Source organism: Amycolatopsis sp. NPDC049691 (assembly GCF_040675005.1).
Classification (GTDB): domain Bacteria; phylum Actinomycetota; class Actinomycetes; order Mycobacteriales; family Pseudonocardiaceae; genus Amycolatopsis.
Genome location: NZ_JBFANX010000015.1, coordinates 47,341 through 74,088 on the forward strand (window position 1 = coordinate 47,341; position 26,748 = coordinate 74,088).

General features: G+C 71.1%; 26 protein-coding genes. 7 read left to right on the top strand and 19 right to left on the bottom strand.

Translation table 11 applies throughout. From position 1 onward, the window contains the following. Positions 1 to 50 precede the first annotated feature (50 nt). From AB0J40_RS30080 to AB0J40_RS30095, 4 genes are all read right to left on the bottom strand, one after another. Positions 51 to 2,795: a bifunctional YncE family protein/alkaline phosphatase family protein gene (locus AB0J40_RS30080; RefSeq protein WP_364459319.1), complete on the bottom strand. Its 2,745-nt coding sequence runs from the start codon at positions 2,793 to 2,795 to the stop codon at positions 51 to 53. 5 nt (positions 2,796 to 2,800) lie between these two features. Then, positions 2,801 to 4,144 carry an ABC transporter permease gene (locus AB0J40_RS30085; RefSeq protein ID WP_364459322.1) on the bottom strand — a complete coding sequence of 448 codons (1,344 nt, stop codon included), beginning with the start codon at positions 4,142 to 4,144 and terminating at the stop codon, positions 2,801 to 2,803. Next, positions 4,141 to 5,058: an ABC transporter ATP-binding protein gene (locus tag AB0J40_RS30090; protein WP_364459325.1), complete on the bottom strand. Its 918-nt coding sequence runs from the start codon at positions 5,056 to 5,058 to the stop codon at positions 4,141 to 4,143. The genes AB0J40_RS30085 and AB0J40_RS30090 overlap by 4 nt, the downstream gene beginning before the upstream one ends. A gap of 404 nt (positions 5,059 to 5,462) precedes the next feature. Beyond that, positions 5,463 to 6,113 (bottom strand): response regulator transcription factor, encoded by a 651-nt coding sequence (locus AB0J40_RS30095; protein WP_364459328.1) that lies wholly within the window; start codon positions 6,111 to 6,113, stop codon positions 5,463 to 5,465. A 35-nt stretch (positions 6,114 to 6,148) separates the two neighbouring features. On the opposite strand from AB0J40_RS30095, the gene AB0J40_RS30100 reads away from it, so the two are divergent. Beyond that, the gene (locus AB0J40_RS30100; RefSeq protein ID WP_364459331.1) at positions 6,149 to 6,823 is read left to right on the top strand and encodes a hypothetical protein; all 675 of its coding nucleotides are present in this window, start codon (positions 6,149 to 6,151) and stop codon (positions 6,821 to 6,823) included. Positions 6,824 to 6,867: 44 nt separating this feature from the next. Here the strand turns inward: AB0J40_RS30100 and AB0J40_RS30105 are convergent, their stop codons facing one another. Together AB0J40_RS30105 and AB0J40_RS30110 are read right to left on the bottom strand one after the other, a co-directional pair. Continuing rightward, positions 6,868 to 7,524, bottom strand: a complete 657-nt coding sequence (locus tag AB0J40_RS30105; protein ID WP_364459334.1) for a polysaccharide deacetylase family protein — start codon at positions 7,522 to 7,524, stop codon at positions 6,868 to 6,870. 4 nt (positions 7,525 to 7,528) lie between these two features. Next, a complete protein-coding gene (locus AB0J40_RS30110) occupies positions 7,529 to 8,188 on the bottom strand; it encodes a glycoside hydrolase family 11 protein (protein ID WP_364459337.1) in 660 nt (219 codons plus the stop codon). A gap of 252 nt (positions 8,189 to 8,440) precedes the next feature. On the opposite strand from AB0J40_RS30110, the gene AB0J40_RS30115 reads away from it, so the two are divergent. Together AB0J40_RS30115 and AB0J40_RS30120 are read left to right on the top strand one after the other, a co-directional pair. Further along, on the top strand, positions 8,441 to 9,301 hold the full coding sequence (locus AB0J40_RS30115; protein ID WP_364459340.1) for a helix-turn-helix transcriptional regulator: 861 nt from the start codon (positions 8,441 to 8,443) through the stop codon (positions 9,299 to 9,301). 9 nt (positions 9,302 to 9,310) lie between these two features. Beyond that, the gene (locus AB0J40_RS30120) at positions 9,311 to 10,282 is read left to right on the top strand and encodes a toll/interleukin-1 receptor domain-containing protein (protein ID WP_364459343.1); all 972 of its coding nucleotides are present in this window, start codon (positions 9,311 to 9,313) and stop codon (positions 10,280 to 10,282) included. 42 nt (positions 10,283 to 10,324) lie between these two features. On the opposite strand, the gene AB0J40_RS30125 is transcribed toward AB0J40_RS30120, so the two are convergent. Together AB0J40_RS30125 and AB0J40_RS30130 are read right to left on the bottom strand one after the other, a co-directional pair. After that, a complete protein-coding gene (locus AB0J40_RS30125; protein WP_364459850.1) occupies positions 10,325 to 12,847 on the bottom strand; it encodes an ABC transporter permease in 2,523 nt (840 codons plus the stop codon). 2 nt (positions 12,848 to 12,849) lie between these two features. Continuing rightward, positions 12,850 to 13,584 carry an ABC transporter ATP-binding protein gene (locus AB0J40_RS30130; RefSeq protein WP_364459346.1) on the bottom strand — a complete coding sequence of 245 codons (735 nt, stop codon included), beginning with the start codon at positions 13,582 to 13,584 and terminating at the stop codon, positions 12,850 to 12,852. 126 nt (positions 13,585 to 13,710) lie between these two features. On the opposite strand from AB0J40_RS30130, the gene AB0J40_RS30135 reads away from it, so the two are divergent. From AB0J40_RS30135 to AB0J40_RS30145, 3 genes are all read left to right on the top strand, one after another. Further along, positions 13,711 to 14,910: a sensor histidine kinase gene (locus tag AB0J40_RS30135; RefSeq protein ID WP_364459349.1), complete on the top strand. Its 1,200-nt coding sequence runs from the start codon at positions 13,711 to 13,713 to the stop codon at positions 14,908 to 14,910. Continuing rightward, a complete protein-coding gene (locus AB0J40_RS30140) occupies positions 14,898 to 15,554 on the top strand; it encodes a response regulator transcription factor (protein WP_364459352.1) in 657 nt (218 codons plus the stop codon). Before AB0J40_RS30135 ends, AB0J40_RS30140 begins: the two co-directional genes overlap by 13 nt. Positions 15,555 to 15,625: 71 nt before the next feature. Next, a complete protein-coding gene (locus AB0J40_RS30145) occupies positions 15,626 to 15,814 on the top strand; it encodes a hypothetical protein (RefSeq protein WP_364459355.1) in 189 nt (62 codons plus the stop codon). On the opposite strand, the gene AB0J40_RS30150 is transcribed toward AB0J40_RS30145, so the two are convergent. The 8 genes from AB0J40_RS30150 to AB0J40_RS30185 form a co-directional block, all read right to left on the bottom strand. Then, the gene (locus tag AB0J40_RS30150; protein ID WP_364459358.1) at positions 15,790 to 16,860 is read right to left on the bottom strand and encodes an MFS transporter; all 1,071 of its coding nucleotides are present in this window, start codon (positions 16,858 to 16,860) and stop codon (positions 15,790 to 15,792) included. The two genes, AB0J40_RS30145 and AB0J40_RS30150, sit on opposite strands and share 25 nt — an antisense overlap. Before the next feature lie 153 nt (positions 16,861 to 17,013). After that, positions 17,014 to 17,580, bottom strand: a complete 567-nt coding sequence (locus AB0J40_RS30155; protein WP_364459361.1) for a TetR/AcrR family transcriptional regulator — start codon at positions 17,578 to 17,580, stop codon at positions 17,014 to 17,016. 59 nt (positions 17,581 to 17,639) lie between these two features. Next, complete coding sequence (locus tag AB0J40_RS30160; RefSeq protein ID WP_364459364.1) at positions 17,640 to 18,953, bottom strand: ABC transporter substrate-binding protein; 1,314 nt, start codon at positions 18,951 to 18,953, stop codon at positions 17,640 to 17,642. Beyond that, a complete protein-coding gene (locus tag AB0J40_RS30165; protein WP_364459367.1) occupies positions 18,940 to 20,010 on the bottom strand; it encodes a branched-chain amino acid ABC transporter permease in 1,071 nt (356 codons plus the stop codon). The genes AB0J40_RS30160 and AB0J40_RS30165 overlap by 14 nt, the downstream gene beginning before the upstream one ends. Continuing rightward, entirely contained in the window at positions 20,007 to 20,858 is an 852-nt protein-coding gene (locus AB0J40_RS30170) for a branched-chain amino acid ABC transporter permease (protein ID WP_364459370.1), read from the bottom strand. The genes AB0J40_RS30165 and AB0J40_RS30170 overlap by 4 nt, the downstream gene beginning before the upstream one ends. A 28-nt stretch (positions 20,859 to 20,886) precedes the next feature. After that, positions 20,887 to 21,594, bottom strand: coding sequence for an ABC transporter ATP-binding protein (locus AB0J40_RS30175; protein WP_364459373.1), 708 nt, complete (start codon positions 21,592 to 21,594; stop codon positions 20,887 to 20,889). Continuing rightward, a complete protein-coding gene (locus AB0J40_RS30180) occupies positions 21,587 to 22,378 on the bottom strand; it encodes an ABC transporter ATP-binding protein (RefSeq protein ID WP_364459376.1) in 792 nt (263 codons plus the stop codon). The genes AB0J40_RS30175 and AB0J40_RS30180 overlap by 8 nt, the downstream gene beginning before the upstream one ends. A 154-nt stretch (positions 22,379 to 22,532) precedes the next feature. Further along, positions 22,533 to 23,501: an ABC transporter substrate-binding protein gene (locus AB0J40_RS30185; RefSeq protein WP_364459379.1), complete on the bottom strand. Its 969-nt coding sequence runs from the start codon at positions 23,499 to 23,501 to the stop codon at positions 22,533 to 22,535. A gap of 341 nt (positions 23,502 to 23,842) precedes the next feature. Here AB0J40_RS30185 and AB0J40_RS30190 point away from each other — a divergent pair, with 341 nt between their 5' ends. Next, on the top strand, positions 23,843 to 24,754 hold the full coding sequence (locus tag AB0J40_RS30190; protein WP_364459382.1) for a hypothetical protein: 912 nt from the start codon (positions 23,843 to 23,845) through the stop codon (positions 24,752 to 24,754). A 4-nt stretch (positions 24,755 to 24,758) separates the two neighbouring features. Here AB0J40_RS30190 and AB0J40_RS30195 read toward each other — a convergent pair whose 3' ends face one another. The 3 genes from AB0J40_RS30195 to AB0J40_RS30205 form a co-directional block, all read right to left on the bottom strand. Continuing rightward, the gene (locus tag AB0J40_RS30195) at positions 24,759 to 25,022 is read right to left on the bottom strand and encodes a hypothetical protein (protein WP_364459385.1); all 264 of its coding nucleotides are present in this window, start codon (positions 25,020 to 25,022) and stop codon (positions 24,759 to 24,761) included. Between the two features lie 11 nt (positions 25,023 to 25,033). Next, entirely contained in the window at positions 25,034 to 25,363 is a 330-nt protein-coding gene (locus tag AB0J40_RS30200) for a hypothetical protein (protein ID WP_364459388.1), read from the bottom strand. A 134-nt stretch (positions 25,364 to 25,497) separates the two neighbouring features. Further along, positions 25,498 to 26,742: an MFS transporter gene (locus tag AB0J40_RS30205; protein ID WP_364459391.1), complete on the bottom strand. Its 1,245-nt coding sequence runs from the start codon at positions 26,740 to 26,742 to the stop codon at positions 25,498 to 25,500. Between the last annotated feature and the right edge of the window lie 6 nt (positions 26,743 to 26,748).

The window sequence follows — 26,748 nt, forward strand, 5'->3', positions numbered from 1 at the left end:
GTCGTGAGTGAGAAACAGGGTTAGAACCCTGTTTCTCACTCACGACATCTTTAGCCGTCGGATTCGGCCGAGGGGAGGTACGCCCCCGGGACCTGCTCGGGCGCGAACACCTGGTTCTCACCCGGGTACGGCACCTGCCAGCCGTGCGTCTGGTACCACGTGAAGTGGTTCATCTGCGCGGGGTTGGCGTAGTCCGCGACGGCGTTCGGCCCGGTGAGACGCTGGTGCGTCGTCCACTCCTGCCACTGCGCCGCCACCTGCTTCTTGTCGGCGGGCACCGCCGACGACGGCACCGGCGCCGCGGCCGGGTTCGCCGCGGCCGGCGTGTCCGGCCCGCACGACGGCTGGGTCGCCAGCCCGCCCGTCAGCGACGTGCGGTTCGGCAGCGCGGTGAACGGCGTGAAGTCCGGCTTCTTGGTGAAGGCCGCACTCATCGGCGTCGCCGCGCTGTCCTTCTGGTTCATCGGCTTGACCCCGAGGATCTGCTCGATCGTCCGGATCATCGTGATCTGCGAGTAGTAGTGGCTGTCGACGACACCGTGCTGGGCGTACGGGCTGATGATCTGCACCGGCGCCCGGTGCCCGTCGACGTGGTCGAGACCGGCCTGGGAGTCGTCCTCGACGACGAAGATCGCCGAGTCCTTCCAGTACTGGCTGTGCGAGATCTCGTCCACGATGCGACCGACGGCGAGGTCGTTGTCGGCGACCTGGGCGGCCGCGTTCGGCGGGCCGCCAGTGTGGTCGCTGGACAGCCAGAACATGTTCAGGTTGGCCGGCCCGTTCTTCTCGAAGTCGTCCTTCCAGATCTGGTAGCGGTAGACGTCCGGCACCGACGTGTCGAACTTCGGGAAGCCCGGCACCGAAACGTTGTTCAGCGACGGGATCGGCGACGACGACACCAGCGGGTAGGCCGTCGGCTCTCCGGTGGCCGCCATGTTCTTGGCGTCGCAGTACAGGTTCTGCCAGCTCGCCCCGGCGGGCTTGGTCAGGAACTGCTGGAACTCGCCGAAGTCCCGCACCGACTTGCCAGCCGCCTGCGCGCCGGTCCACAGGAACCCGGTGCTCTGGTGGCCGAGCGCGTCGTCCTCGGTGTCGTAGCTGCGCAGGTACTCCCCCGCCGACGACTCGGTGTACTCGGGGTTGTCGGCCTGCATCAGCCAGTTGTGGCCCTCGGCCGAGTTCGTGCCGATGTCGTAGGTGTTGTCGTACAACCCGAACTGCTTGGCCAGCGCGTGCTGGTTCGGCGTCACGTTCTCGCCGAACTGGGTCACGCTCGGGTCGCCGTTGCCGCGCGGGTCGTCGCCGAAGACCTGGTCGTAGGTACGGTTCTCCTTGACCAGCAGGAAGACGTGCTTGATCGTCGACGGGTCGCCCAGCCGCGCGGGCACCGGAACCGGGCTGCGGTGGCCGTTGTCCGTGGCGAGCTGGACCGAGTTGTCCATCCACCCGTTCTGCTTGAACACCTGCGCGGTGTAGCCGCGGATCGCGCGGTCGTCCGGCAGCCGGAACCTCTGCACGCTCGACGTCGTGTCGTGCGTGCCGTGCCCGGCGGCCGTCGTGGGCCGGAGGGCGTCGATGCCGCGGGTGTTCGAGACGACGACGTCCTGGCCGACCGTGGTGATCGCGGTCGGGAAGTAGTCCGTCGGCAGCAGGCCGACGTAGCTCACCGGCTCCTGCGCCCGCTGGAAGCGGTAGACGGCGACCGCGTTGGCGCGGCCGAGCGTCACCAGCAGGTGCCCGTCGCCGGTCAGGGTGATGCCGTCCGGCTCGTACCCGACCGAGGCCTGCGGCCACGGCTGGGTCGCGATGGTCTGGACGACCTGGTCGCGGGCGGGGTCGATGACCGAAACCGTGTTGCTCGCGGTGTTCGCCACGAACAGCGCGCCCTTGGCGGAGTACACCGCGGTCGGGTGCAGGCCGACGTCGATGCTCTTCGGCGCGGCGGCCGCGTTCGCCAGGTCGATGACGCTGACCGTGCCGCTGGTGGTGGCGCCGGTGAACTGGCTGGCCGGCACCTGCGTGTTGTACGAGTTCAGCGTCGGCTCACCGGGCTTGGCCGGGTGGCCGCCTTCGTTGCTGACGTACAGCTTGTTGCCGACCTTCACCAGGTCGCGCGGCGCGTTGCCGACGGCCCAGCTCTGCTTGATCGCGCCGGTCGCGGCGTCGAGGGCGACGACGCGGTTCTGGCCGTTGACCGCCGAGTACACAGTGGACCCGTCGGGAGAGAAGACCGCCTGCGCCACCAGGGCGTGCTTGGCGCCGTCCGCCGGAATCTTGACCGACGTCGGGGAAGTGACCGTGCCGTCGGGGTTGACGGTGAAGCGCGTGTAGCCGTCGGTCTGGGCCAGCCACAGCGACTTGCCGTCCGGCGAGTACGTCGGGCCTTCCTGGCCGACGTCGTTGCCGGCGATGCGCAGGTTCGCCGTCGCGGAGTTGCCGACGAGCTGCTGCACCTTCCAGTTCTTCAGATCGACGACGGTGAGCGCGATGCCGCCGTCGGTGGTCAGCGCGGCGAGGTGGCTGCCGTCCGGGCTGACCGCGGAGGCCATGATCTTGCCGTTGTTGACGACCAGGCGGTCGCCGATCGGCTTGATGTACTGGTCCGCGGAGACGACCTGGCCGTTCTCGGTGACCTGGCCGACGTGCTCCTCGCCGAACTGCGCCGTCGACGCGACACCGACGCCGGTGCCGGTGGCGACGAGCACGAGCGTGGCGGAACCGGCCGTCGCGTAGCGCAGCCGGCGGCCGCTGCTCCGGCTCTTCCCGGCACGCCGTCTGCGGCGTGTTACCTGCATCGGGGTTATCCCTTCGTGGTGGTGAGCAGCTCGACGTTCCCGTCGAACTGCCAGAGCGGGTTGGGTTGGTCCCCTGCCGGGGTCCGCACCTGGAAGTAGCCGTTCACTTCCTTCGGTCCGTCGCCGTCGGCGACGTACCGCCCGTCCGAGGTGATGTCCAGCTGGTAGATCGCCTGTCCCGTCGCCGCGACGTCCGGCAGGTGCCAGGAGACGACGCAGCGCCAGTCGTTACCCGGGCCCGCCGGCTCGACCAGGCCGTCGCCCTTGGTGCACGCGGCCGTGGCGGCCAGCTGCTCCTCGGTGACGTCGGGCCGGTTGAGCTGCCCGGCCTGCAGCCGGTAGAGGTGGGCGAACGCGGTGGCGACCGACCGCTGGACCTTGTCCAGGTCGATCCCGGACCCGGTGGCCGGCGTGGCCACCGCGACGATCCCCGCCGTCACGGCGAGCAGCGCGACCAGCGGCAGGACACCGAGGGTGAGCGCGTGGCGGCCGCCGCCGTCGTGGGCGGGGTTGGTGAAGTCGCGGCGCACGAAGAGCAGGTAGGCCAGCGCCGTCGCGACGACGGCCCACGCGAGGCTGACGCCGACCGCGATCAGCAGCGGCCCCAGCTGCGCGGGCTCGGTGAACAGGCCGTTCCACGCGATGAACGCGTAGCTGGGCAGGGCGAGCCGGACCGCGACCGGCAGCGGCAGCAGCTGGGCCAGCGCCAGCACGAGCGCGACGACGGCGGGCAGCAGCAGCCCCATCGGCGAGCGACCCCAGAGCACCGATCCGAGCAGCCCGATCGCGCCGAGGGCCAGCGTCGGGGCGAGCACGCAGACCCACGCGAGCAGGACCTGCACCGCGGCATCGCCCGGGGCCAGCGCGTGGCCGTCGAGGCCGACCAGCGGCCGGCTCCCGGCGGCGAGCACCCCGCCCACCGCACCGGAAACGGCCATCCCGGCCACGAGCACGAGGATCACGGTCAGGCTGGCAAGCGCTTTCGCGACGAAGATCCGGCGGGGCGAGCGGACCGCCACCAGCAGGTGGCGCCAGGTGCCGAGCCGGTCTTCGGAGGCGAAGACGTCCCCGGCGACGACCGACGTCAGCAACGGGAGCGCGTAGGTGCCCGCGAACCCGAGCATGACCAGCGGCCCGGCCCAGCCGGTGGCGTTCATCCACCGGCCGAAGAGCGTGTCGACGGGCAGCGAACTCTGCTCGCTCACCACGGCGACGAACAGCGCCGGCGCGAGCCAGCAAGCCAGCACCAGCAAGCGGATGCGCCAGGCGGCGAACAGCTTGACGAGCTCGAAGCGGTAGCCGCGGGCCACCGGGACGGGCCGCTCGGCTCCGGCGAGGGTCGCGGTCATCGGCCGGCCTCCGGCTGTTCGGTGAGGGCGAGGAAAGCGGCTTCGAGCGGGGACACGACGGGCGCGAGCTCGCGCACCGCGATGCCGTCCTTCGCCAGCCGCAGCACCAGGTCGTCGAGCGCGGGGGTCAGCGCGCGCACCACGAAGACGTCGGCGTCGGGGTCGGCGAGGCGGATCCCGGGCGCGCCGGCGACCACCGCGCGGGCCCTGCCCGGGTCGGCAGTGCGCAGCCGGTAGTCGAGTTCGCCGTTTTCGGCGGAGAGCTTGCCGAGCGGGCCGGTGAAGACGACGCGCCCGGTGGCGAGGATGGTGACTTCGGAGCACAGCGCTTCGAGGTCGTCCATCCGGTGGCTGGAGAGCACGACGGTGGTGCCCTCGGCGGCGAGCCGGTCGAGGACGCCGTGGACGTGCTTCTTGCCGGCCGGGTCGAGGCCGTTGGCCGGCTCGTCGAGCACCAGCAGGCGGGGTTCGGTGAGCAGGGCCGCGGCCAGGCCGAGGCGCTGGCGCATGCCGAGGGAGAAGCCGCGCACGCGGTCGTCGGCGACGTCGGTGAGCCCGACCTCGCCGAGGACGTCGTCGATCTTCGGCGTCTTCCGGTCGCGGCCGCGCAGGGCCAGCAACGCGGCGAGGTTCTGCCGGGCCGTGAGCGAGGGGTAGAGCCCGGGACCGTCGACGAACCCGGCGACCCCGCCGAGGTTCCGGCCGACCGGCGCGCCGAGGATCTCGAGGCTGCCCTCGTCGGCGACGGCCAGGCTGAGCAGCAGGCCGAGCAGCGTCGTCTTGCCGGCGCCGTTCGGGCCGACGAGGCCGTGGATGTGGCCGGGCGCCACGTCGAAGTCGATGCCGTCGAGGGCGACGACGTCACCGAAGCACTTGGTGATCCCGCGCGCTCTCACTGCCAGGGGTGCGTCCATGGGTTCCTTGCTTTCGCTCTGCGGCTCGAGCAGGAAACTTAGGCACCGCAAATTACGGCGGCGGGCGAGCGGGGTGAACGCAGTCCGAACGGCAGCCGACCGGCGGCCGCCACGGCGGTGAAATGTCCGGGTTAAGCAGGTCTCTTACGGCGAGTTAACCACCCGCTTGTCTGTCCACAATGGATCAATGGGGGATCTCCACCCTGATCTCCACCCGGCGGAGGTCCTGCTCCACCCGGGTGCCGCCCTAGCGTTTCCCCCGTCGGAACACGGGAAGGGAAACGGACATGGGTGAAGTCGTCCAGTTCATGCTGCTGCGGTTCGCGATCATCGGCGGCGGGATCCTGCTGCTGCTGATCGTGCTCGGGGTGATCGCCGTCGTGGTGAAGAAGGCCGGGCGGTGATCACCGCTTCGGGTGCAGGCCGTGCTGCTCGGCGTAGCGCAGCGCCTCGACGCGGTTGCGCACGCCGATCTTGGCGAAGGCGTTGTTGATGTGCGTCTTGACGGTGGCCTCGCCGATGAACAGCTCGGCGGCGATCTTGCCGTTGGTCAGGCCGGCGGCGATCAGGCCGAGGACTTCGCCCTCCCGCGCGGTGAGGCCGTCCGGAAGGCGTTCCGTGCGCGGTTTCGCCCCGGAAAGGGCCCCGGCGACCTGGCGCGAGACGTCGGCCCCGAAGGTGAGCTGCCCGGCGACGACGGCCCGCAGCGCGGCCCCGATCTCGTGCCGCCCGGCGTCCTTCGTCAGGTAGCCCTTCGCCCCCGCGGCGAGCGCGCCGGCGATGGACTCGTCGTCGGAGTAGGTGGTGAGCACGAGGACGGCGACGTCCGGGTGATCGCGGGTGAGCCGTCCGGTCGCCTCGACCCCGCTCAGGACGGGCATGTTCAGGTCCATCAGCACGACGTCGAGGCGGTCGAGTCCGGCGGCCAGCTCGAGCGCCTGCTCGCCGTTCGCGGCCGAGCCGACGACGTCGACGTCGTCGAGCAGGCCCAGCAGCGCGACCAGGCCTTCGCGCACCACCTGCTGATCGTCCACCACCAGCACCGCGATCGTCATGATCGGCAGTCTGCCGCATCCGGGAGGATGACCGGGTGCAGATTCCCGAAAGAGTCAAGACGCACTGGTGGCGCGCCGCGCTCGTGGTGGCGGCGGTGGTCGTGGCCTGCTTCTCGACGAGCCCGTTCGCCGGCCTGTTCGGCGTGGTCCCGATTGTGGTCTGGTGCCTGCTGGCACCGTCGCGGCGGTCCGGGCTGATCGTCGGGGCGGTGCTGCTGGTGCTGCTGGCGTGGTTCGTGCTGCCGGGTGCGCTGGGCTTCGCCGGCCACTGGGTGCCGGCGCCCATCGAGGTGTACTGGCTGCACACGACCATCGCGGCGGTGGTCTGCGCGATCGGCGCGCGGCGCGGGTTCATCGGGCTGTTCCTGCTGGTCGTCGCGGGGTTCGTCGTCACCGGCGGCGCGCTCTTCGCAGCCTACGAGTCGCCTCCCGGCGACGAAGGGGTCGCACCCGGTCCCGCCGGGCTGCGGATCACCCGGGACTTCAACTGCGGCTCCCACAACTGCTGGGGCGTCCTGGAGGCCACCGGCGACCGCGCCTCCGAGGTGCTTCGCGACTACGTCACGGCCCGGAACTTCACGCCGGCGCCCTCGTTGACGGGGGTCGCGCGGTTTTGCCGGCACACCGGGCTCGTCGTGGACCACGAGGTCTGCACGGACATCCGACCGCTCGGCCCCGCCGCGGCGCGGCTGGAGTGGTACGTGAACTGAGGGAGGTGGCGCGGCGGGTTCCGGAGCCGCCGCGCCACCGGGCCTCAGCCGGGCGCGACGGCCCGGCCGGTCTGCGGCGAGATCATGCCCGCGCACAGTCCGCGGCTCGCCAGGGTCTGCGCGATCCGCGGGATGGCGGAGAGCGTGTTGGCGGGCCATTCGTGCATGAGGATGATCTGGCCGTTGCCGAGGCGGGCGTTGGCCTGCACGATCGCGTCGACGCTTGCGTTGTTCCAGTCCTGCGAGTCGACGTCCCAGATGATCTGCCGCAAGCCGTACTTGGCTTCGACGGCCTGCAGTGTCGCGTTGGTTTCCCCGTAGGGCGGCCGGAACAGCTTGGGCGTCCCACCACCGGCGGCCGAGATGGCTTGCTGGGTACGGGAAACCTCGGAGTCCATTTGCGACTGGCTCTGCTGCGTCAGGTGCGGGTGGGTGTAGCTGTGGTTCCCGACCCACATCCCGGCACCGACTTCGGCCCGCACTTGCGCCGGATAAGCGGCGGCGTACTGACCTTCGTTGAACATGGTGGCGCGCAACCCGTTCTGCCGCAAAGCGTTGAGCAGCGCGGGGGTGTGCGCGTTCGAGGGTCCGTCATCGAAGGTGAGGCCGACATAGCCACCGCAGGCGGCGGCTTGCGCTGGTGTTGTGCTCGCGACGCTCGTCAGCGCGAGCAGCGCGGCGCCGAGGATTGCCTTGCGCATCGCCTCAGCCCACCGAGATGTTGGAGTTGCCGCTGCTCTGGTAGCCCTCGGTGGCGAGGATCATGTAGTAGTTGAAGCTGCCCATGCGCATGCCGTAGCGGGCCCAGGCGTCGAAGTGGTTCCCGGTGGTGATGGTGCCGCCGGTCTTCTTCTGCTGCCGCACGGACCAGTACTGGTTGAAGGTCTTGGTGCCCTCGACGGAAGGCGCGTTGTAGCGGGTGGTCTGGTAGATGTCGTAGGTGCCGCCGTCGCTGGTGACGGTGCCCTTGTAGGTGCCGGTGGGCCGGTAGGTGCCCCAGTTGTCGACGATGTAGTACTCGACGAGCGGGTTCGAGGTCCAGCCGTAGAGGGCGAGGTAGCCGTTGCCGGAGGGGTTGAAGCTGCCGGAGTAGTTCACGGTCCGCCGGCTGCCGTTGCTCCATCCCTTGCCACCGACGAAGTTCCCGACGTTGCTCCAGTTCATCCGGTAGTTCCCCCCGGAGCCGAGGGTCATCTGGACGGAACCGCCACCATCGGTCCAGAAGGAGTAGTAGTAGCCACCGTTGTTCCCGGTCTGACTGGTGGTGATGACGGTATCGGCCCGGGCAACCCCGGGAAGGAAGGTGGCGACCAGCGCAAGGGCGGCCCCACCGGCGAAAACCCTGAAGCGGTTCTTGGTGAGCATGCTTCCTCCTCATCGAGGCCTGGCGATGGGGAAAGCATGTGATCGACGTCTTCGGTGGGGCAATAACTTTCGGGAAGTTTCGGGAGTACGGCAGGGGTTGCCGAATTCGCTCACGGGATCCGCCACACCGGCATCAAACGATCGGACAACGTCACACCGTCGAGTCACTGCGATAGCTATACTTAACAATCAGGTGTAGTCTTCGGTTACCGTAACCAGCTGCACCTCCCCGTTCGGCCACAGAGGATCGAAGTGCCACAATCGCCGGTAGTCGCCTCCTGGGAACTCGCGTTGCGCTTGAAACGGCGGCGGTGGCAACTGGGTATCGAAGTCAGAACCATCACCGAGACGCTCGGCTTCACCCGCAACTACTGGTCAGCCGTGGAAAACGAGCGCAAGATCCTTTCGGTCGAAAGCCTCACCCGCCTGATGGATCTGTTCGAGTTCGACGACGAGGAGAGGCAGGAGCTCCTTCAGCTTCGCGCCACCGCAAGGGAACGCGGGTGGTGGACTCGCTACCCCGCACTCTTCGACGCCGAACTCCAGCGCCTGTTCGGCTTGGAACAAGGAGCCCGGAGCGTCCGGGACTACGAGCCCCTGCTCATACCCGGCTTGCTGCAGACGGCCGACTACATCAGAGCCATCACGATGCCGGACATCACGATTCGCCAGGTGGAGGTCGACCAGCGAGTGGAGGCCAGGTTGCGGAGACAGGAACGACTCCTCGACCCGGACGACCCGTTCACCCTGACGGCAGTCATCAGCGAGGCCGCCATCCAGCAGCAGATCGGCGGAAGGGCAGTCCTCCGAAGTCAGCTCCGCCATCTTGCCGAGCTCATCGAGACGAGGGCACACAGGCTCAATGTCCGCATCATCCCGTTCAGCGCGACCGGGTGCGGCCTCTTCGGTTCCGGCACCGTCAACTTGATCGACTTCGACAACCCTCAATTGCCCACCGTCGCGTGGCAGGAAACAGTGACCGCCTGGGGTGTAATCGACGACCCGACACAGGTGCGCAACATCTCGAGCACCTTCGAAGACGCGTACAGTCGCGCGGCAACTCGAGAAAAATCGCTGCAGATGATCATAAAACGAGCCGAAGAGCTGGACTAGAGAAGCCAAATGGCCAAGGATATCTCCTCGCATCATCGCCGCACGGAGTTGCGCGACAGCTACGATGCGGCCTTTTCGTACTCCGGAGCGGACCGCGGCTACGTGGAGGCCACCGCCAAGAAGTGCGAGGCACGCGGCGTCAAGATCTACTACGACCGAAACGAGACGACCGACCTGTGGGGGGAACATTCAGTTCGACGTCTGCGCTCGGTTTTCGGCCAGGATGCCGCCACCTACGCGATCGTCTTCCTCTCGTCGCACTACCTCGCCGGCAACTACACCATGGACGAACTCAATGCCGCGATCGCGGAAGGTATCAAACGCAAAGGGCCATATATCTTACCGGTCCTCATGCACGACCTCAACGTGCCGCCGGACCTTCTCAACCCGGCAGTCATCTACCTGGAAGCGAAGGACTACACCCCCGATCGCCTGGCCAAGGTGATCGCCGAGAAGGTCGACAGGTCCGCCAAAAGGATAAACCACCCCGGTGCAGCGGATGACCCCGGCGATCGGGACCATCGGATCAGACTGCCTCAGATCGCACCCGCGCACTTCGACCGGCAAGCGAAACTGAATTCGACTCTGAAGTTCCTGGGACAACGGTTCCAACTCGCGTCCAACCACCTGGACCCCTTCGAATACTTCGGGGAGGTGCACACTACGGAAACGGCGGTGAACGTCCGCATCAAGGGCCGTACATCCTCCGTTTGCGAGTTGCAGGTCCGCCGCGACGACCACTTCGGGAACGGTCGTCTGGCGACGAGCTTCGGCTGGCCTAAGATCGTCACCACCGCGGTCGACGGTCTCTTGGACGCGACCTGGGATTTCGAGGCGAAACAGGCGAGGCTGGTCTACGTCGACCTCGGCGCCACTACGGCGGCGCAGCCGGCCACGTCGTTCGTGACCAAGTACGAACTCTTCGACCTGCTCTGGGAGAAGATCGTCCGACTGCTGGAGACACAAGGGCCGCACCGGTGAACGGCCAGCGGCCACCCGGGGGCAGACCGCTGGCCCGCTGTTCTACTCCCGCAGCCCGATGGCGTCGATCGGCCGGGCCCGCAGCGCCACGAACGTCGACAGCCCCATCGCCAGGAACCCCAGCACCGCCGCGCCGCCGACGATTCCGAAGTAGACAGACCACGAGCCCGACGGCAGCGGGGTCCCCCGCAGCCCCACGTTCAGCAACCCCAACGGCACCAACGCCACCACGGTCCCGACGACCACCGCGATCCCGACCGTCGCCAGCGCCTCGAGCCGCATCATGTGGGTCACCTGGCGGCGCGTGGTCCCCACCAGCCTCAGCAACGCGAACTCCCGCGACCGCTGGGCCGTCGTCAGCACCAGCGTGTTGGCCACCGAAATCGCCAGGTACCCGACGATCACGCCCGCCGCCACCAGGTTCAGGTAGAACTGCGCGTCACCACCTGCCGACGACGAAGGCGAAGAAGCCGGGGAAGCCACCGTCAAGCCCGGGTACGGCAACGAACGCAACGCCGTGGCCACCGCCGCCGGATCGGCGTCCGGAGAGCGCCGGACCAGCACCGAGTCGTCCAAGCGGCCGCCGTTGTGCAAGCGGGCCAGCGAAACCGGCAGCACGAAGTCGCCGAACGCCTTGTCGTGCGTGTACGTCGCCACCAACCGCAGCTTCGCCGGGACGCCGTCGCCGAAGTAGAACGTCACCTCGTCGCCGATCTTCTTGTCCTGCCAGTCGGCCTCCGCCTTGCTCAGTGCCACCGTGTCGCCCGTCAGATCGGCGAGCCGCCCGGAATCGACGCCCAGCTCGAGCACCCCCTGGACCGACCCCAGCCCCTGCGCCGGCGTCCGCTGGACCTCCGTGCTGTCGCCGACCGTCGACACCGTGAGCACCGAAGTGCGCACCACCGGCGTCACCGCGGCCACGCCCGGCAACCGGCCGACGGCCGCCGCCAGCTCCGGCGACACCCCCGCCGGACCGGTCAGCACGTAGTCGGCGGTGGTCGATTCCGCCGTCTCCGAAGCCGCGGCCGCCGTGGCGGACGTCGGGCCGTAGAACATCGCCAGCGCGAACGCGATCGCCAGCATCAGCGGGGTCACCGCCGCGGCGAGGCGCCGCGTGCCCGCCGAAGCGTTCGCCCCGGCCAGGTAGCCGCTGATCCGCCACAGCCGCGCCAGCACCGGGCTCAGGAACCGCACCGCCACCCCGGTCACCTGCGGCCCCACCACGGCCAGCCCGATGACGATCACCAGCGTCGACATCGACGACACCGCCGTCGCCACGTCGCCGCGCAGGAACAGCGGCACCAGCGCGCCGCCGACGCCGGCCAGGACCAGGCCCCAGCCGGTGAGCACGCGGCCGCGGCCGAGTTCACGGCGTTCGACCGCCGCCTCGCCGAGCGCCTCGACCGGCTTGATCGACGACGGCCGCCGCGACGCCGCCCACGCCGCCAGCCGGGCCGCGCCCAGTCCCAGCAGCACCGCGGCCAGCGACGGCAGCGGGCTGATCGCCAGCCCGAAGTCGGCCGGGATCACGCCGATCGCGGCGAACGCGTCACGCAGCCCGGACGCCACCGCCAGGCCCAGCGCGCCGCCGAGGACGCCGGCGACGAGCGCCACGATCGTCGTCTCGGTGCCGATGAGCTTGCGGATCTGCCGCGGGGTCGCGGCGACCGCACGGAGCAGCGCGAACTCCCGGCGCCGCTGGTTGATCGTCAGCGCGAGCGTGCTCGCCACCACGAACACCGCCACGAGCAGGGCGAACCCGCCGAACGAGCCGGCGATGGCGAGCAGCAGCGTCCGGGTCTGGCTGACGTCGAGGAACTCGATCGTGCTGCGCTCGACGCCGGTGGTGACCTCGGCGTCGCCGGCGACCGCGCGGATCCGCCCGGCCAGCGTCTCCGGTGCCACCCCGGGCTCGGCGAGGACGCCGATCGCGTGCGCCCGGCCGGGGCGAGCGGCCAGTTCCGCGGCCCGCGCAGGCGTGAAGAACAGCGCCGACTGCCGCGAAAGGGCGTCGACGATCCCGCTCACGCGGAACTCGACCGGCACCGACCGGCTCATGATCCGCACCTGCCCGTCGACGCCGACGCCGGCCCGCCGCGCCAGCTCGGCGTCGAGCACGACCTCGTCCGGCGCCCCGGGCGCCCGGCCCGCGCTCAGCCGGAACGGCGCCAGCACGGCCGCGTCCCAGTTGTGGCCCAGCGACTGCGGGCCGCCGAGCACCTCCCCGGAGACCGTGACGACCTGCGCCGGGAAGCTCTGCTCCGCCACCGCGGACCGCACGCCAGGCACCGAAGCGATCCGTCCGGCCAGCTCCGAAGGCACCGACGGCTGCTCGCCGACCTGGTCGAACGTCAGCGCGTCGGCCCCCGGCGGCCGCACGGTCTGGGCGCCGCCGACGACGACGGCCGCGGCGGCGTAGCGCTGGGTGGGGACGCCGGCCCGCAGGCCGGACTCCATGAGGACCCCGCAGCCCGCGACCAGCGCGGTGCCGCAGAGGATCGCGATGAAGGCTCCGGTGAACCCGCCGAGCCTGCTGCGGACGGTCTGCCACGCGAGGTTCAGCACGCTCACCACTCCCCGAGGTGCGTCATGCGCTCCGCCACCCGCTCGGGGGTGGGGTGCGGCAGGTGCCCGGCGAGCTTGCCGTCGGCCAGGAAGAGCACGCCGTGCGCGGCCGAGGCGGCGACCGGGTCGTGGGTCACCATCAGGACGGTCTGCCCCATCCCGTCGACGACGGCGCGCAGCAGGTCGAGCACCTGTCGCGCGGTGCGGGTGTCGAGCGCGCCGGTCGGCTCGTCGGCCAGCACGACGTCGGGCCGGGCGATGAGCGCCCGCGCGATCGCGACGCGCTGCTGCTGCCCGCCGGACAGCTCCGCCGGGCGGTGCTCCAGCCGCTTGGCCATCCCGACGCCTTCGACGATCTCGCGCAGCCACTGCGGGTCGGGCTTGGCGCCGGCCAGCCGCATCGGCAGCGTGATGTTCTGCAGCACGTTCAGCGACGGCAGCAGGTTGTAGGCCTGGAAGACGAACCCGACGCGGGTGCGCCGCAGCCGCGTCAGCTCGTTCTCCTTCAGCCGCCCGATCTCGGTGCCGCCGAGCACGACCTTCCCCGACGTCGGCCGGTCGAGCCCGGCCGCGCAGTGCAGGAAGGTGCTCTTGCCGGAGCCCGACGGGCCCATCACCGCGGTGAACGTCCCCCGCGGCACCCCGGCCGTCACGCCGTCGAGCGCGGTGACGGCGCCGTCGCCGGAGCCGTACACCTTTCGCACCCCGGCCAGTTCCAGCGCGTTCCCTGTGGTCATTTCCGATCCCCTTCGTTCTCTCGCAAGAAAACTAGGGCTCCTGACCTGGCCCGATCGATCCCGTGGAGAGGTGGATCGGGGGTAGCGCCAGCACCACCACGGCGGTGGGGTGGGACACTGTCGCCCGTGACGACCCGCCTGCGCGAGTGCTGGTCGGCGGCTCGTTACCTGGTCGTCGGCGCCGGCACCTCGCTGCTGTCGATCCTGGCCCTCGCCGGGCTCTTCGCCGTCCTGCTGCTGTGCCCGTTCGGGGTCGGCATCCCGTCGCTGACCCCCGCGATCAAGCTCGCGCGGTGGCCGGTCGGGGTGGACCGGCGCCGGGCCGCGCGCCGGCTCGGCGAGGCCATCCCCGAGCCCTACCGCGACGGCTCCCCGCTGAAGGACCCGGCGACCCGCCGCGACCTCGCGTGGCTCGCGATCCACGCGGCGACCGGGCTGATCCTCGGCAGCCTGGCGTTCGGCCTGCCGCTCGGTGCGGTCCAGCAGGTCGTCACGGTCCTGATCTGGCCGGCCGTGCCCGGCGGGATCGAGGGCTCGCTCGGCATCGTGGTGAACTCGTGGCCGCGGGCGGGGCTGGACTTCCTGGTCGCCGTCGGCATGGCCGCGGCGACGCTGCTGCTGCCGCGGGCCGCGCGCTGGCAGGCCCGCACCGCGCAGAAGCTGCTCCGGCCGGCACCCGGCGTCGTGCTGGCCGACCGGGTCGCCGAACTGACCGCGACGCGGGCGGCCGCGCTGGAGGCGCACGGCGCCGAGCTGCGCCGCATCGAGCGTGACCTGCACGACGGCACCCAGGCGCGGATCGCCGCGGTCGTCCTGCAACTCGGCATCGCCGGCCAGCTCTACGACCGCGACCCGGCCACGGCACGCGACCTGCTGGTCAAGGCGCAGGACACCGCGACCGACGCGCTGGCCGAGCTGCGGACCGTGGTGCGCAGCATCTACCCGCCGCTGCTGAGCGAGCGCGGCCTCGCCGGGGCGGTGCGCGCGCTCGCCGAGCACTGCCCGGTGCCGACGGCCGTCACCGTCGAGTACGAGACCGGCCGCCCGGCCGCGGTCGAGGCGGCCGCGTACTTCGTCGTCGCCGAGATGCTCGCCAACGTCACCAAGCACGCCGACGCGTCCACTGTGGACATCACACTCGGCGGCACGGCTTCCCTGCTGTCCCTGGAGATCCGGGACGACGGCCGCGGCGGCGCCGACGAGCGGCGCGGCAGCGGCCTGGCCGGGATCCGGCGCCGCGCCGAGGCCTTCGACGGAACCCTCACCCTGACCAGCCCACCCGGTGGGCCGACCGTGCTGCGAGTGGAGCTGCCATGCGGGTCGTGATCGCCGAAGACGACGCCTTGCTGCGCGAAGGCCTGGCACTGCTGCTGAAGACGGCGGGCATCGAGGTGGCCGCCACGTTCGACAACGCCGAGGCCTTCCTCGAGTTCGTCGAAGGCGACCGGCCCGACGCCGTCGTGATGGACGTCCGGATGCCGCCGACCCACCGCGACGAGGGCCTGCGCGCCGCCGTGCGCGCCCGTGAGATCCACCCCGGGCTGCCGGTGCTGGTGCTCTCGGCGCACGTCGAGACGAGCTACGCGGTCGAACTGCTCGCCGACGGCGTCGGCGCGGTCGGCTACCTGCTCAAGGAGCGCGTCGGCAAGGTCGAGCGGTTCCTCGACGCCCTCGAGCGGGTCGCGAAGGGTGGCACGGCGATGGACCCGGAGGTCATCGGCCAGCTGATGTCCCGCCGGCGCGCGAAGGACCCGCTGGAAGCGTTGACCGCGCGGGAGCGGGAAGTGCTGGCGCTGATGGCCGAGGGCTACAACAACGGCACGATCGCCGAGCTGCTCGTCGTCAGCGACGGCGCGGTGCTCAAGCACATCCGCAACATCTTCGCGAAGCTCGGCCTGCCGTCCGACGAAGGCGGCGGGCACCGCCGGGTGCTGGCGGTGCTCGCCTACCTCGGCCGCGACGCGGGGTAGCGCTGGCGCTACCCCCGTTCGGGGTGCCGACGGGATCGTGCCGTGAGCAGCGCGTTCGTAGTGTTCCGGGCATGACGAACGACATCGTTTCCACCCGTACCGCGACCGCGCTGTGGCCGGTCCTCATCGTCAGCGCCGCCGTCAACGCGGGCGGCACCCTGTTCGGGCTGGGCCCGGTGCCCCGGATGATCGCCGGGGTCGTCGCGATCGCCGCGATCGCCGGGCTGGTCGCCCACTACGTCCGGCGCCGGAGGGCGTGAACCCCCAGCGCCGCGGCCACGAGCGCCGCGGCGACCCAGAAGGGGTTCGCCCACCCCGCGAGGACCGGGCCCGCTGTCGCGCCGACGTTGAGCGCGGCGGTCGCGTAGGAGCCCGCCATCGTCGGGGCGCCGGTGGCCTCGCGCAGGATCCGGGTGATCACCGTGCCGCCGACGGCGAAGGACAGCGTGCCCTGCGTGAAGGCGAGGACGACGAGCGCGTCGGTGGTGAGGGCCAGCGTGACCCAGCCGGCGAGCAGGAGCGCGCCGCCGATCGCGATGACCCGGCCGGGCCACCGGTCGGCGAGCCGGCCCGCCGCCGCCACACCGGCGAAGCACCCGATCCCGAAGGCGGCGAGCACCACGGGCACCGGCGCGACGCCGTCGGCGAGCGGGGCCAGGAAGGTGAAGACGCCGAAGGTGGCGGCGTTGACGAGCGCGCCGAGCAGGAGAACTCCGCGCAGGGGGCGGAGTTCCCGGAGTTCGCCGCGCAGGTCGGCCGCGGCGCCGGCCGGGGTGTCGGCGACGCGGGACACGCCGGCGAGGGCGGGCAGGCACAGCAGGGCGACGACCCAGAAGGCGGACCGCCAGCCGAAGGCGGCGTCGAGCAGCGCACCACCGGGAATCCCGGCGACGCAGGCGAGGGTGGTGCCCCCGAGCAGCACGGCGAGCGCGCGCCCGGTCCGTTCCGGCGGCACGAGCCCGGCGGCCGCGGTCAGGGCGACGGCGAGAAAGCCGGCGTTGGCGAGCGCGGCGACCACCCGCGTCCCGAGCAGGACGCCGAAGGAGCTCGTCAGCCCCCCGGTGACGTGCGCGGCGACGAAGAGGGCGAGGAAGACCAGCAGGGCGGTCCGGCGTCGCCAGGTCCGCGCGAGGGCGGCCATGACCGGCGCCCCGGCGACCATCCCGGCGGCGAAGGCGGAGGTGAGGTACCCGGCCTGCGCGACGGAGACGCCCAGCGCGCCGGCGATGCCGGGAACGAGCCCGGCGAGCATGAATTCGGACGTGCCCATGGCGAACACGCCGAGGCCGAGGAAGTAGAGCGACACAGCGAAACTCCAGGGATCACGAAAGCGGTGGACGCGTTCGTGGTCACCCGGGAGCCCGGGAGGGTTGGAGGGTTACCGGGCTGCCGGAGTGACCGGCAGCCCCGCCCTGGACGCTTCGGGGCTCGACATGGGACCGACCTTACCGCAGCTCCACTAAGGACGGAGACTGCGCAGCATCAGGTTCGCGAAGTGCTCCCCGACCTGCTCCCCCGACAGCTCCCCATCCGCGTGGTACCACATGCCGAGCCGGTGGATCGCCCCGAAGTGGTAGTTGATCACCAGGTCCGCGGGGACGTCCGCCCGGAACACCCCCGCCCGCTGTCCCTCCTCGACCAGGTCCCGCACGCGCTCGTGGTACGTGCGCCGCTCGGCGCGTACCTGGACCTGCTTCGACTTCTCCAGCAGCGGGAACGACTGGAAGAACACCGTCGCCGCGTCGAGGTCGGCGATGCTCGTCACCACGACGTCCGCGATGATCGCGTGCAGGCGCTCCGGCAGCGGCAGGTCCGACTCCGCGATCGTCACCATCCGGCGCGTCTGCATCCGCAGCATCGCCGTGTAGATCTCGAACAGCAGGTCGTCCTTGGACTCGAAGTAGTGGTACAGCCCGCCTTTGGTGACGCCGGCCTCCTCGACGATCTCGCGGACCGTCGTGGCCTCGAAGCCCTTCTCGGCGAACAGGCGCACCGCCGCCCGCACCACCTTGTCCCGCACGTTCATGTCGCCACCCTATGTGAGCGGGCGGGCCGGCCCGTGGACCCCACGAGCCGGCCCGGTCCTCACTTGCCCAGCAGGTTCACCTGCTCCGGGGTGGCGCGTTCACCGGTGTAGGCCGTGATGGCCCCGGTACCCCGGTCGGTGACCGACGGTGGCTGGATCACCGTCGTCGTGGTGTCCGGGTTGATCTTGAACACGTACGCACCCGTGTACCCGGAGTGCGAGTCCTTCGAGAACCCGAACGGTGTCAGCCCCGGCCCCTTCAGGGCACCCGAGCTCATCGCGTCGACGATCTTCTGCCGCGTCGGGTCCGGCCCGGCGGCCTTCAGCGCCTGCGCGAACGTGTAGGCCTGCACCATCCCGTAGAACAGCGTGTTGGTGAGCGGCTCCTTCGGGATGTACTTGTCGTGGATGCCCTTGAAGTAGGCGACCCACGGGTCCGACGTCTGCGCGACGTCGGGCAGGTAGCCGGTGCCGATCAGCCCCGACAGCAGCTGCGCGCTCGACACGCTGGCCCCGCCGCGCTTGGCGAAGTCCTGCAGCAGCCCGGACAGCGTCGCCGGGTCCGCGCCGATGCTGCTGACGACGAACTGCGGCTTGTACCCGATCTTCGCCGCCGCCAGGATGGCGAGCGCGGTGAACGCCGGGATGCACTCGCAGACGACGACCTCGGCGCCGGCCGTCTTGAGCGCGGACAGCTGCGGCGTGACGTCGGTGTTCGCGCTGTCGTAGCCCTGCCGGACGACGGTCTGGTCCTTGACGAACTGGTCGAGCCCGGCCTGGGTGTCGCGGCCGACGTCGTCGTTCTGCGTGAAGTACCCGATCTTCTTGCCGGCGAAGGTGTCCTTGATGTACTTGCCCTGGATCTTGCCTTCACGCGTGTAGTCGACCTGGTAGCCGAAGGTCATCGGCGCCTTCTGCGGGTTGTCCCACGCGAGCGCGCCCGAAGACACCAGCAGGTCCGGCACGCCCTCGGTGTTGAGGTAGTCGACGACCTTCGAGTGCGTCGGCGTGCCGAGGCCGCCGACGATCGCGAACACCTTGTCCTGCAGCACGAGCTTCTTGACGACCTCGACGGTCTTCGTCGGGTTGTAGCCGTCGTCCTCGACCTTGTAGTCGATCTTGCGGCCGTTGATCCCGCCGCCGTCGTTGATCGCCTGGAACACCGCGCGGGCGCCGACGGAGATCTTGCTGTACCCGGGCGCGGCCGGGCCGGTGAGCGGCTGGTGCGTGCCGATGGTGACGGTGTCCTTCGTGATGCCGACGGCCGAGTCGGCCGCCTGCTGACCACCGCCGTCGCTCTCCCCCGCGCCGCCGCACGCGGTCAGCGCCAGTGCGAGGGCGACGAACCCCGCGCCGTACCTAGTGAGTCTCATGGTTCTCCTTCTTTTCGGCGGGTCGACGGAGAAGTCCGCGCAGCTTCTGGAAACCACCCTGGATGCCACGGGGGAAGGCGAGCACGACGACGATGAGGATCACGCCGTACACCGCCAGCGGGAGGTTGTTGGCCACGTCGGTGTTCAGGTGCAGGACGTCGGCGAGGTCCTCGGACCAGGCCTGGAAGTACACGAGCGCGACCGCGCCCCACAGCGCGCCCCACAGCGACCCGAGCCCGCCCAGCACCACTGCGGCCAGCAAGCTCAGGGACAGCGCCGGCGTGAACGAGCCGGGCGCGGCGGTGCCGAGCAGGAACGCCTGCAGGCCGCCGGCCAGCCCGCCGCACACCGCGCTGATGAGGAACGCGAGGATCTTCGTGCGCCCGACGGCGATCCCGCTCAGCGACGCGGCGACCTCGTCGTCGCGCACCGCGCGGAAGTCGCGCCCGAGCCGGCCGCGCACGACGTTCACCACGAGCACCAGCGCGATGAGCACGCTGAGCCAGACGATCCAGGTCTGCCAGCGCAGCTCCGGAACGGCCACTCCGGACGGTCTGCTGTGGACGGTGAAGCTGAGCCCGTTGCTGCCGCCGAGGAAGTCCTGGAACCGGCGGGTGAGCGCGGGCAGCCCGACGGCCAGCGCGAGCGTCGCGCCGGCGAGGTACGGGCCGCGCAGCCGGGCCGCGGCGGCCCCGGCCAGCAGCCCGGCGAGGCCGCCGGCGGCCGAGGCGAGCAGCAGGTCGGCCCACAGCGGGAACGACGGCACGTGCTTCACCAGCAAGGCGACCGTGTACGCGCCGATGAACATGAACGCGCCGTGGCCCAGCGAAACCTGGCCGGTCAGGCCGGTCAGCAGGGTCAGCCCGGCCACCGCGATCAGGTAGTAGCCGATGGTCGCGAGCCGCAGGTTGGTGAACTCGTCGGTGACCAGGGTCAGCAGGACGACGGCGGCGAACGCGGCCAGCGCGAACAGGGTGTGGCGCAGCAGCGGCGGGAGCGTCCGCTTCTTCGCGGCGGTCTCCACGCGGGTTTCCGGAAGGCTCGTGCGCACCGTCATACCCGCCTCACCTTCGCCCGGCCGAACAACCCGCTGGGCCGCACGATCAGCACGACGACGAGGATCGCCAGCGCCGCGATCGTCACCATCTCCGGTCCGAAGTAGCCGGACACATAGGACAGCCCGACACCGAGCACGAACCCGCCGGCGATGGTGCCCAAGGGGTTGTCGAGCCCGCCGAGCACCGCGGCGGTGAGGGCGTAGACGAAGACGCCGTCCAGGACGTTCGGGAAGAGGAACGGCGGGGTGGCCAGCAGGCCGGCCAGCGAGCCGACCGCGGCGGCCAGTCCCCAGCCGACGGTGAGCATCAGCCCGACCCGGACGCCCAACGTGCGAGCGACGTCCGGGGCGAACGCCGCCGCCCGCATCCGCAGGCCCAGCGGCGTGTACTTGAACACCACCAGCACCAGCCCGGCGATGGCCAGCACGATCAGCACGACGAACAGGTCGTTGGCGGAGAACCGGCCGCGGAAGTCGAAGGCGTACGGGAACGCCAGCGGCTCGTTGGACCAGATCATGCCCGCGATCGCCTGCAGCACCAGCAAAAGCCCGAGCGTGACGATGATCGAGCTCAGCTCGGAGCGGTGCCGCAGCGGCCGGATCAGCAGCCGTTCGGTGGCGACGCCCAGCACGGTCCCGGCCACGATCGCTACGGCGAAGCCGAGCCAGTAGCTGCCGGTCGCCTTCGTCACCGAATACGCGAGGTACGTCGAGATGAGGGCGAGGGCGGGCTGGGCGAAGTTCACCACCCGGGTGGCCCGGTAGATGATGACCAGCGCCAGCCCGAGCGCCGCGTAGACCGCGCCGGCGGAGATCCCGCCGAGGGTCAGGTCGAGGAATTCCTGCATACCGGACCGTTCTCTCCCTGGTGGTTGCTCAGAAACCGAGGTAGGCGTGGCGGAGACCGTCGTCGGCCAGCAGCTCGGCCGCGGTGTCGACGGCGACGACCCGGCCCAGCGCCAGGACGTACCCGCGGTCGGCGATGGACAGCGCGGAGTGCGCGTTCTGCTCGACGAGCACGACGGTGAGCCCGGTCGAAGCCCGTAGGTCGCGCAGGATGCCCATGATCCGGGCGGTGATCAGCGGCGCGAGGCCGAGCGAGGGTTCGTCGAGCAACAGCAGGGACGGCCGGCTCATCAGCGCGCGGCCGATGGCCAGCATCTGCCGCTCGCCGCCGGACAGCGTCGACGCGGGTTTCGCCGAACGTTCTGCCAACGGCGGGAAAAGCTCGTACACCTCGTTGCGAGCCGCCGCGCGGTCGGCGCGGTCCCGCCGCCACAGCGCGCCCAGCCGGAGGTTCTCGTCGACGGTCAGCTCGGTGATGACGCCGCCGCCTTCGGGCACGTGCGCGACCCCGCCGCGCGCGATGCGGTCGGGCGCCAGCCCGGTCAGTTCCCGGCCGTCCCAGGCGATCCGGCCGCCGCGGGCGGGCTGCAGGCCGCTGATCGTGCGCAGCAGCGTCGTCTTGCCCGCCCCGTTCGCCCCGAGCACGGCGGTGATCCCGCCCCGCTCGACTTCGATGCCGACGCCGTCGAGCGCGCGGACGGCGCCGTAGGCCACGGAAAGCTCGTCGATCTCAAGCACTCGGCGCCTCCTCGGCGGGGTCGCCGAGGTAGGCCTCGGCCACGCGGGGGTCGGCCTGGATCTCGGCCGGCGTGCCCGCCGCGATCACCTCGCCGAAGTTGAGCACCACGACCCGGTCGCACACCTGCATCACCAGGTCCATGTGGTGCTCGACGAGCACGACCGCCATCTGCCGCCGCAGCGACAGGATCAGCGTCGACAGCTCGACGAGCTCGGCCGCCGACAGCCCGCTCGCGGGTTCGTCGAGCAGCAGCAGGTCGGGCTCGGCCACCAGCGCCCGCGCGAGGGCGACGCGTTTTCGCACGCCGTAGGGCAGGACACCGGGCAAGCGGTCGGCGAGGTCGGCGATCCCGAGTTCGCCGAGCGTGGCGCGGGCGCGCGCGGCCAGGCCGGACTCGTCGCGCGCGGACCGGCCGGCGCCGACGAGCGCGGGCAGGACGCCGGTGCGGGCGTGGCGGCCCGCGCCGGCCATCACGTTCTCGAGCACGGTCAGCCCGGCGAAGAGGCCGAGACCCTGGAGGGTCCGGACGATCCCGAGGCCCGCGAGGTGCTCGGGGCGGTGGCGCACGAGGGGTTCCCCGCGCCAGACCACCCGGCCCGCCTGCGGCCGGACGAACCCGCAGACGACGTTGAAGAGCGTGGTCTTCCCGGCGCCGTTGGGGCCGATGACCCCGACGACCGTGCCCGCGCCGACGCTCAGCCGGACGTCGCGGAGCGCGGTGAGCCCGCCGAACCGGACGGTGAGGCCGTCGACCACGAGCAGGTCTTCGCCAGGCAGTGTCATCGATGACTCCTGTCTCACCATGTGGACCAGGCCGTACCGCGCGGTCGGTATGAAGAGGGTGGAGTGCGGCGCCGGTCGTGTCAAGGCACGAACCCACACGAAAAGGGCGGGCGCGCTCTTCAGCGCACCCGCCCGGTCCGTGTCGTGCCGGGGCTCAGCCCGTGCTGGCCTGCGGCGTGATCATCGAGGAGGCGTCGAGCTTCGTCTGGACGACGCCCAGCTGCTGCAGCAGGTCGGGCACGCGCTGGATGCGGCGGGCGTCCAGGGTGGACCCGAACGCCGGCATCACCATCAGGCTCGCGATGTCCTGGTCGACGTGGGCGTTGCGGACGACGAGCGGCTCGATCCGGCCGCGGTCGACGGCGGCACGCGTGGCGTTGAGCATCGCGCGCTGGAAGGCAAGCATCGTCTTCGGGTGGTCCTGGACCCACTTCCCGGTGGCGCCGAAGCCGGTCAGCGGGAAGGCCTGCGTGCTGCCGCTCGCGGCGTCGATGACCGGGAACGCCCCGGCCGTCTTGGCGGCCTGGGTCAGGAACGGCTCCGGCTGGTAGGCGGCGTCGACGCGGCCCTGCGCCAGCGCGGCCCCCATCTCCGGCAGCGGCATCGGGACCCACTGCACCTTGTCGAACGCGACGCCGTGGTCGCGCATCACCGACCGGGTCAGCACGTCCGAAGCGGCGTTCTTCGAGCTGATCGCGATCCGCTTGCCGTTCAGGTCGTTGACCGACTTCACCGGCGAATTGGGCACCGTGACCAGTTCGTTGCTGCGGGGGCTGGCCGACGTGGCGTCGCTGACCAGCTTCACGTCGGAGCCGTTGTTCTTCGCCAGGAAGAACAGGGTGTAGGTCGAGAGCGCGAGGTCGTCCTGGCCGTTCGCCAAGCGGGTGAGCGACTCCTGCCCGCTGGCGGCGGTGTCGGCCTGCACGTCGAGGCCCTCCGCCTTGAAGTAGCCGCCCTCCTGCGCCAGCCAGAACGTGGCGAGGTCGACGGTGGCGAAGACCGCGACCCGGATCGACGCCTTTTCGACGGCACCGCCGGACGCGGTCCGCTGGCTGCACGCGCTCACCAGTGCGAGGACGAGCGCGAGCACGGCGAACCGGCGGGTCGAGGCGCGTTTGCGCATACCACTCCTCGGAAAGAAACACGGGGACCACGGATTCCGGCTTTCGAGCCGTTGATCGCCGGACTGTAGATGACGATTTCCCGGACCGCAAACACGTTGCCGAGAAATACCGAGCCGGTGATCACCATCGGAAACAAACCAACGGGAAGCGGGCACACAGCGTGATCGATGTCCGCCATCCGGCCCAGCCCACTGCGTCGGATGATCGTCAGTGCCGTTCCTCCCCGCCGAGGCATCCGAAAACGAATAACCCGCGCCACCGCGAATAGCGGAAATCTAATCCGTCGTAACAGGCGGCCTCCCCGCGGAGACTCTGGCCGCGAAAAGAGGGGTGGTGCCCGATGAACGAATCCTGGAAGTACCGGCCGCCGATGCTCTCGCCCCGGTTCGCCCACGAGGTGGCGACCGTCGGCGACGACGTCTTCGTGCTCGGCGGCACGGACGGGAACGTCGGCTACGGCTCGGTGGAGACCCGCAAGCTGACCGGCAGCGGCGAGTGGCACTACGTCGGCCCGATGCCCACGCCGCGCGGCAACCACGCGGTCGGCGTGGTCGGCGAGCTGGTCTACGCCGCCGCGGGGATCACCCCGGACGGGCGCACGACCGACGTGGTGGAGGTCTACGACCCGGCGGCCGACGCGTGGCGGGCGGGCCCGCCGCTGCCGGTCCCGCTCGGCGCGGCTTCGGCGGCCGGACTGGGCGGGAAGCTCTACGTGGCGGGCGGTTTCGTCGGCGACAGCGACCCGGAGGAGCACGCCACGGACGCCGTGCTCGTCTTCGACCCGGCGGCGGGGCGCTGGGCGCCGGTGGCCCCGATGCTCACGCCGCGGGCCCGGTTCCGGCTCGTCGCGGCCGGCCCGCACCTGTACGCGCTCGGCGGGCTGCCCAGCAGGCAGCAGAACGCGCTCGATGCCGTGGAGCGGTACTGCCCGGACACCGGCCGCTGGGAGGCCGTCGCCCCGATGCGCAAGCGCCGCGGCGCGCCCGGCGCGGTCGGGGTGGACGACCGGATCGTCGTGGTCGGCGGCGGTCCCGCGCCGGTCGAGGAGCCGACGGCCCGGGACCGCACGGCCGAGGTCCTCGACGTCCGCACGGGCGAATGGGTGCTGCTGGGCACCCTCCTCCCGCACGGCCGGGCATCGCTGGTCTGCGCGGCCACCCCGGCGCACCGGGTCCTCGCGATCGGCGGCAGCGCGAACCTCTACGGCCAGCCCGTGACGGTGCCGGACGTGCTGTCGCTCAAGGTGCCCTGAGCGGTCAGCAGAACCAGCCGGCCTGGATCCAGCCCCGCTGGTTCACGTGGCCCATGGCGTAGCCCTCGGCCCAGTCGCCGCTGGGCGAGTACCGCGAGAGTTCGAAGTGGTCGCCGCGGTAGAGGGTGCCGATGATGACGCCGGCGGGTTGAGTGCGGACGTAGAGGTCCTGGGCGCAGATTTCGTGCACGGTACCGGCGCTCGCGGCGGGCGTGAACGCGATCGCCGCGGCGGCGGCGAGTGCGGTGGTCAGGATGGCGCGTTTCATCGGGTTCCCTTTCAGTTCAGGGCGAAGCAGTCGCGGAGGAGGAAGCCCCACTTGCTCGTGCCGTGCCAGAAGACGTCGGCGGAGTAGTGGTCGGCGGTGATGTACCGGACGCCGATGTAGTTGCCCTGGACGAGCGTGGCGATCGGGTCGGAGTGGCCTTGGCCGGGGGTGTAGTTGCCGAAGAGGGTGGCGGTCTGGCAGGTGACGTGCGCGGCGCGGGTCGGCACCCAGGGGTCGGTGATGGTGCCGCTTCCACTTTGGACGGTCGCGTCGGCGGGGGCGGCGGCGAGGGCGGCCACCGCGACGGCGAGGGCGGCTGCCGCGCGGATGCGTCGGGTCATTTCGGTCCTTTCCGGACGGACGGAAGTGTTGTCAGGAAAGGACTACCTGGTGGCGGAGCGCGACGGAAGGCCACGTGATGACCGTGCGTGCACGCTTCGGGTCCAGGTGTGCACCGGCGCAAGTGGCGGACTCGCTACTCCACGGCGACCTTCGCGGGCGTCGCGAAGCGGCGCAGCCCCGGCGTTGCCGCGCCCACCAGCGCCACCGCCACCACGCACAACACCCCGCCGCTCACCAGCGCGGCCGTCCCCGACGTCACCCCCGCCACCAGGCCGCCGCGCACGTTCCCCAGATCCGGCCCCGCCTGGCCGACGATCTGCTCCGCCGCCGCCACCCGGCCCAGCAGCCCGTCCGGCGTGTTGAGCTGCACCAGCGCCCCGCGCGACACCACCGAAACGGTGTCCGCCGCGCCCGCCAGCACGAGGCACGCCAACCCCACCCACGGGTCCGGCGCCAGCCCGAACACCACCAGGCTCCCGCCCCACGCCGCCGAGCCGGCGAGCATCACCAGCCCCGGCCGGGACAGCCGGGTGAACGTCCCCGAAAACACCGATGCCGCCACCCCGCCGACCGCGATCGCCGACAGGAACAGGCCCAGCGTCCGTGGGTCGCCGGCGAACCTTTCCGCGTTGACCAGCGGGAAGAGGCTGATCGGCATCGACAGGACCGTCGCCGCCAGGTCGGTCAGCAACGCGCCCCGGACGACCGGCGTGCGCACCAGGAACGCCAGCCCGTCCAGCACCCCGCGCAGGCCCGGCCGCGACGGTTCGCCGTCCGGCCGCATCGGCGGGAGACCGAACACGCCGTAGAACGCCATGCCGAACGTCAGCGCGTCGACGACGTAGCAGCCGCCCACCCCGAGCCGGCCCAGCAGCAGGCCACCCAGCGCCGGGCCGAGCAGCATCGCGCCCTGGAACGCGATCCGGTTCAGCGCCAGCCCGGCCGGCAGCTGCGCCGGCGCGAGCAGCCTCGGGACGAACGTGCGCGCCGCCGGCCCGCCGCCCGCGACGAAGCACGACTGGACGGCCACCAGGCCCAGGACCAGGAGGACCGGCACGTCACCGAGAAACCCCTGCACGGCGAGGAGCACCGAGCAGACCGCTTGCCCGGCGGTGGTGACCAGCGCGAACCGCCGCCGGTCGACGCGGTCCGCCAGCGATCCCGCGAGCAGGCCGAACACCACCACGGGCAGGGCCTGCGCGAGCCCGACCGCCCCGGTCCAGACCGTGCTCCGGGTCTGCTCCCAGACCTGGAACAGCACGGCGACGAGCGTCATCTGCGACCCGAAGCCCGAGAACACACGGCCGATCCAGAGCCGCCGGAAGGCCGGCGAGACGCGCAGCGGGGTCGGGTCGACGAAGGCACGGGACAGCGGCACGGGCGA

Coding starts and splice junctions, on each gene's coding strand:
- AB0J40_RS30085 (WP_364459322.1), bottom strand. CDS start 4,144: ATGACCGCGACCCTCGCCGGAGCCGAGCGGCCCGTCCCGGTGGCCCGC.
- AB0J40_RS30105 (WP_364459334.1), bottom strand. CDS start 7,524: ATGCGCAAGGCAATCCTCGGCGCCGCGCTGCTCGCGCTGACGAGCGTC.
- AB0J40_RS30145 (WP_364459355.1), top strand. CDS start 15,626: ATGACGAACGACATCGTTTCCACCCGTACCGCGACCGCGCTGTGGCCG.
- AB0J40_RS30170 (WP_364459370.1), bottom strand. CDS start 20,858: ATGCAGGAATTCCTCGACCTGACCCTCGGCGGGATCTCCGCCGGCGCG.
- AB0J40_RS30165 (WP_364459367.1), bottom strand. CDS start 20,010: ATGACGGTGCGCACGAGCCTTCCGGAAACCCGCGTGGAGACCGCCGCG.
- AB0J40_RS30180 (WP_364459376.1), bottom strand. CDS start 22,378: ATGACACTGCCTGGCGAAGACCTGCTCGTGGTCGACGGCCTCACCGTC.
- AB0J40_RS30090 (WP_364459325.1), bottom strand. CDS start 5,058: ATGGACGCACCCCTGGCAGTGAGAGCGCGCGGGATCACCAAGTGCTTC.
- AB0J40_RS30120 (WP_364459343.1), top strand. CDS start 9,311: ATGGCCAAGGATATCTCCTCGCATCATCGCCGCACGGAGTTGCGCGAC.
- AB0J40_RS30185 (WP_364459379.1), bottom strand. CDS start 23,501: ATGCGCAAACGCGCCTCGACCCGCCGGTTCGCCGTGCTCGCGCTCGTC.
- AB0J40_RS30155 (WP_364459361.1), bottom strand. CDS start 17,580: ATGAACGTGCGGGACAAGGTGGTGCGGGCGGCGGTGCGCCTGTTCGCC.
- AB0J40_RS30095 (WP_364459328.1), bottom strand. CDS start 6,113: ATGACGATCGCGGTGCTGGTGGTGGACGATCAGCAGGTGGTGCGCGAA.
- AB0J40_RS30200 (WP_364459388.1), bottom strand. CDS start 25,363: ATGACCCGACGCATCCGCGCGGCAGCCGCCCTCGCCGTCGCGGTGGCC.
- AB0J40_RS30130 (WP_364459346.1), bottom strand. CDS start 13,584: ATGACCACAGGGAACGCGCTGGAACTGGCCGGGGTGCGAAAGGTGTAC.
- AB0J40_RS30080 (WP_364459319.1), bottom strand. CDS start 2,795: ATGCAGGTAACACGCCGCAGACGGCGTGCCGGGAAGAGCCGGAGCAGC.
- AB0J40_RS30190 (WP_364459382.1), top strand. CDS start 23,843: ATGAACGAATCCTGGAAGTACCGGCCGCCGATGCTCTCGCCCCGGTTC.
- AB0J40_RS30140 (WP_364459352.1), top strand. CDS start 14,898: ATGCGGGTCGTGATCGCCGAAGACGACGCCTTGCTGCGCGAAGGCCTG.
- AB0J40_RS30160 (WP_364459364.1), bottom strand. CDS start 18,953: ATGAGACTCACTAGGTACGGCGCGGGGTTCGTCGCCCTCGCACTGGCG.
- AB0J40_RS30195 (WP_364459385.1), bottom strand. CDS start 25,022: ATGAAACGCGCCATCCTGACCACCGCACTCGCCGCCGCCGCGGCGATC.
- AB0J40_RS30110 (WP_364459337.1), bottom strand. CDS start 8,188: ATGCTCACCAAGAACCGCTTCAGGGTTTTCGCCGGTGGGGCCGCCCTT.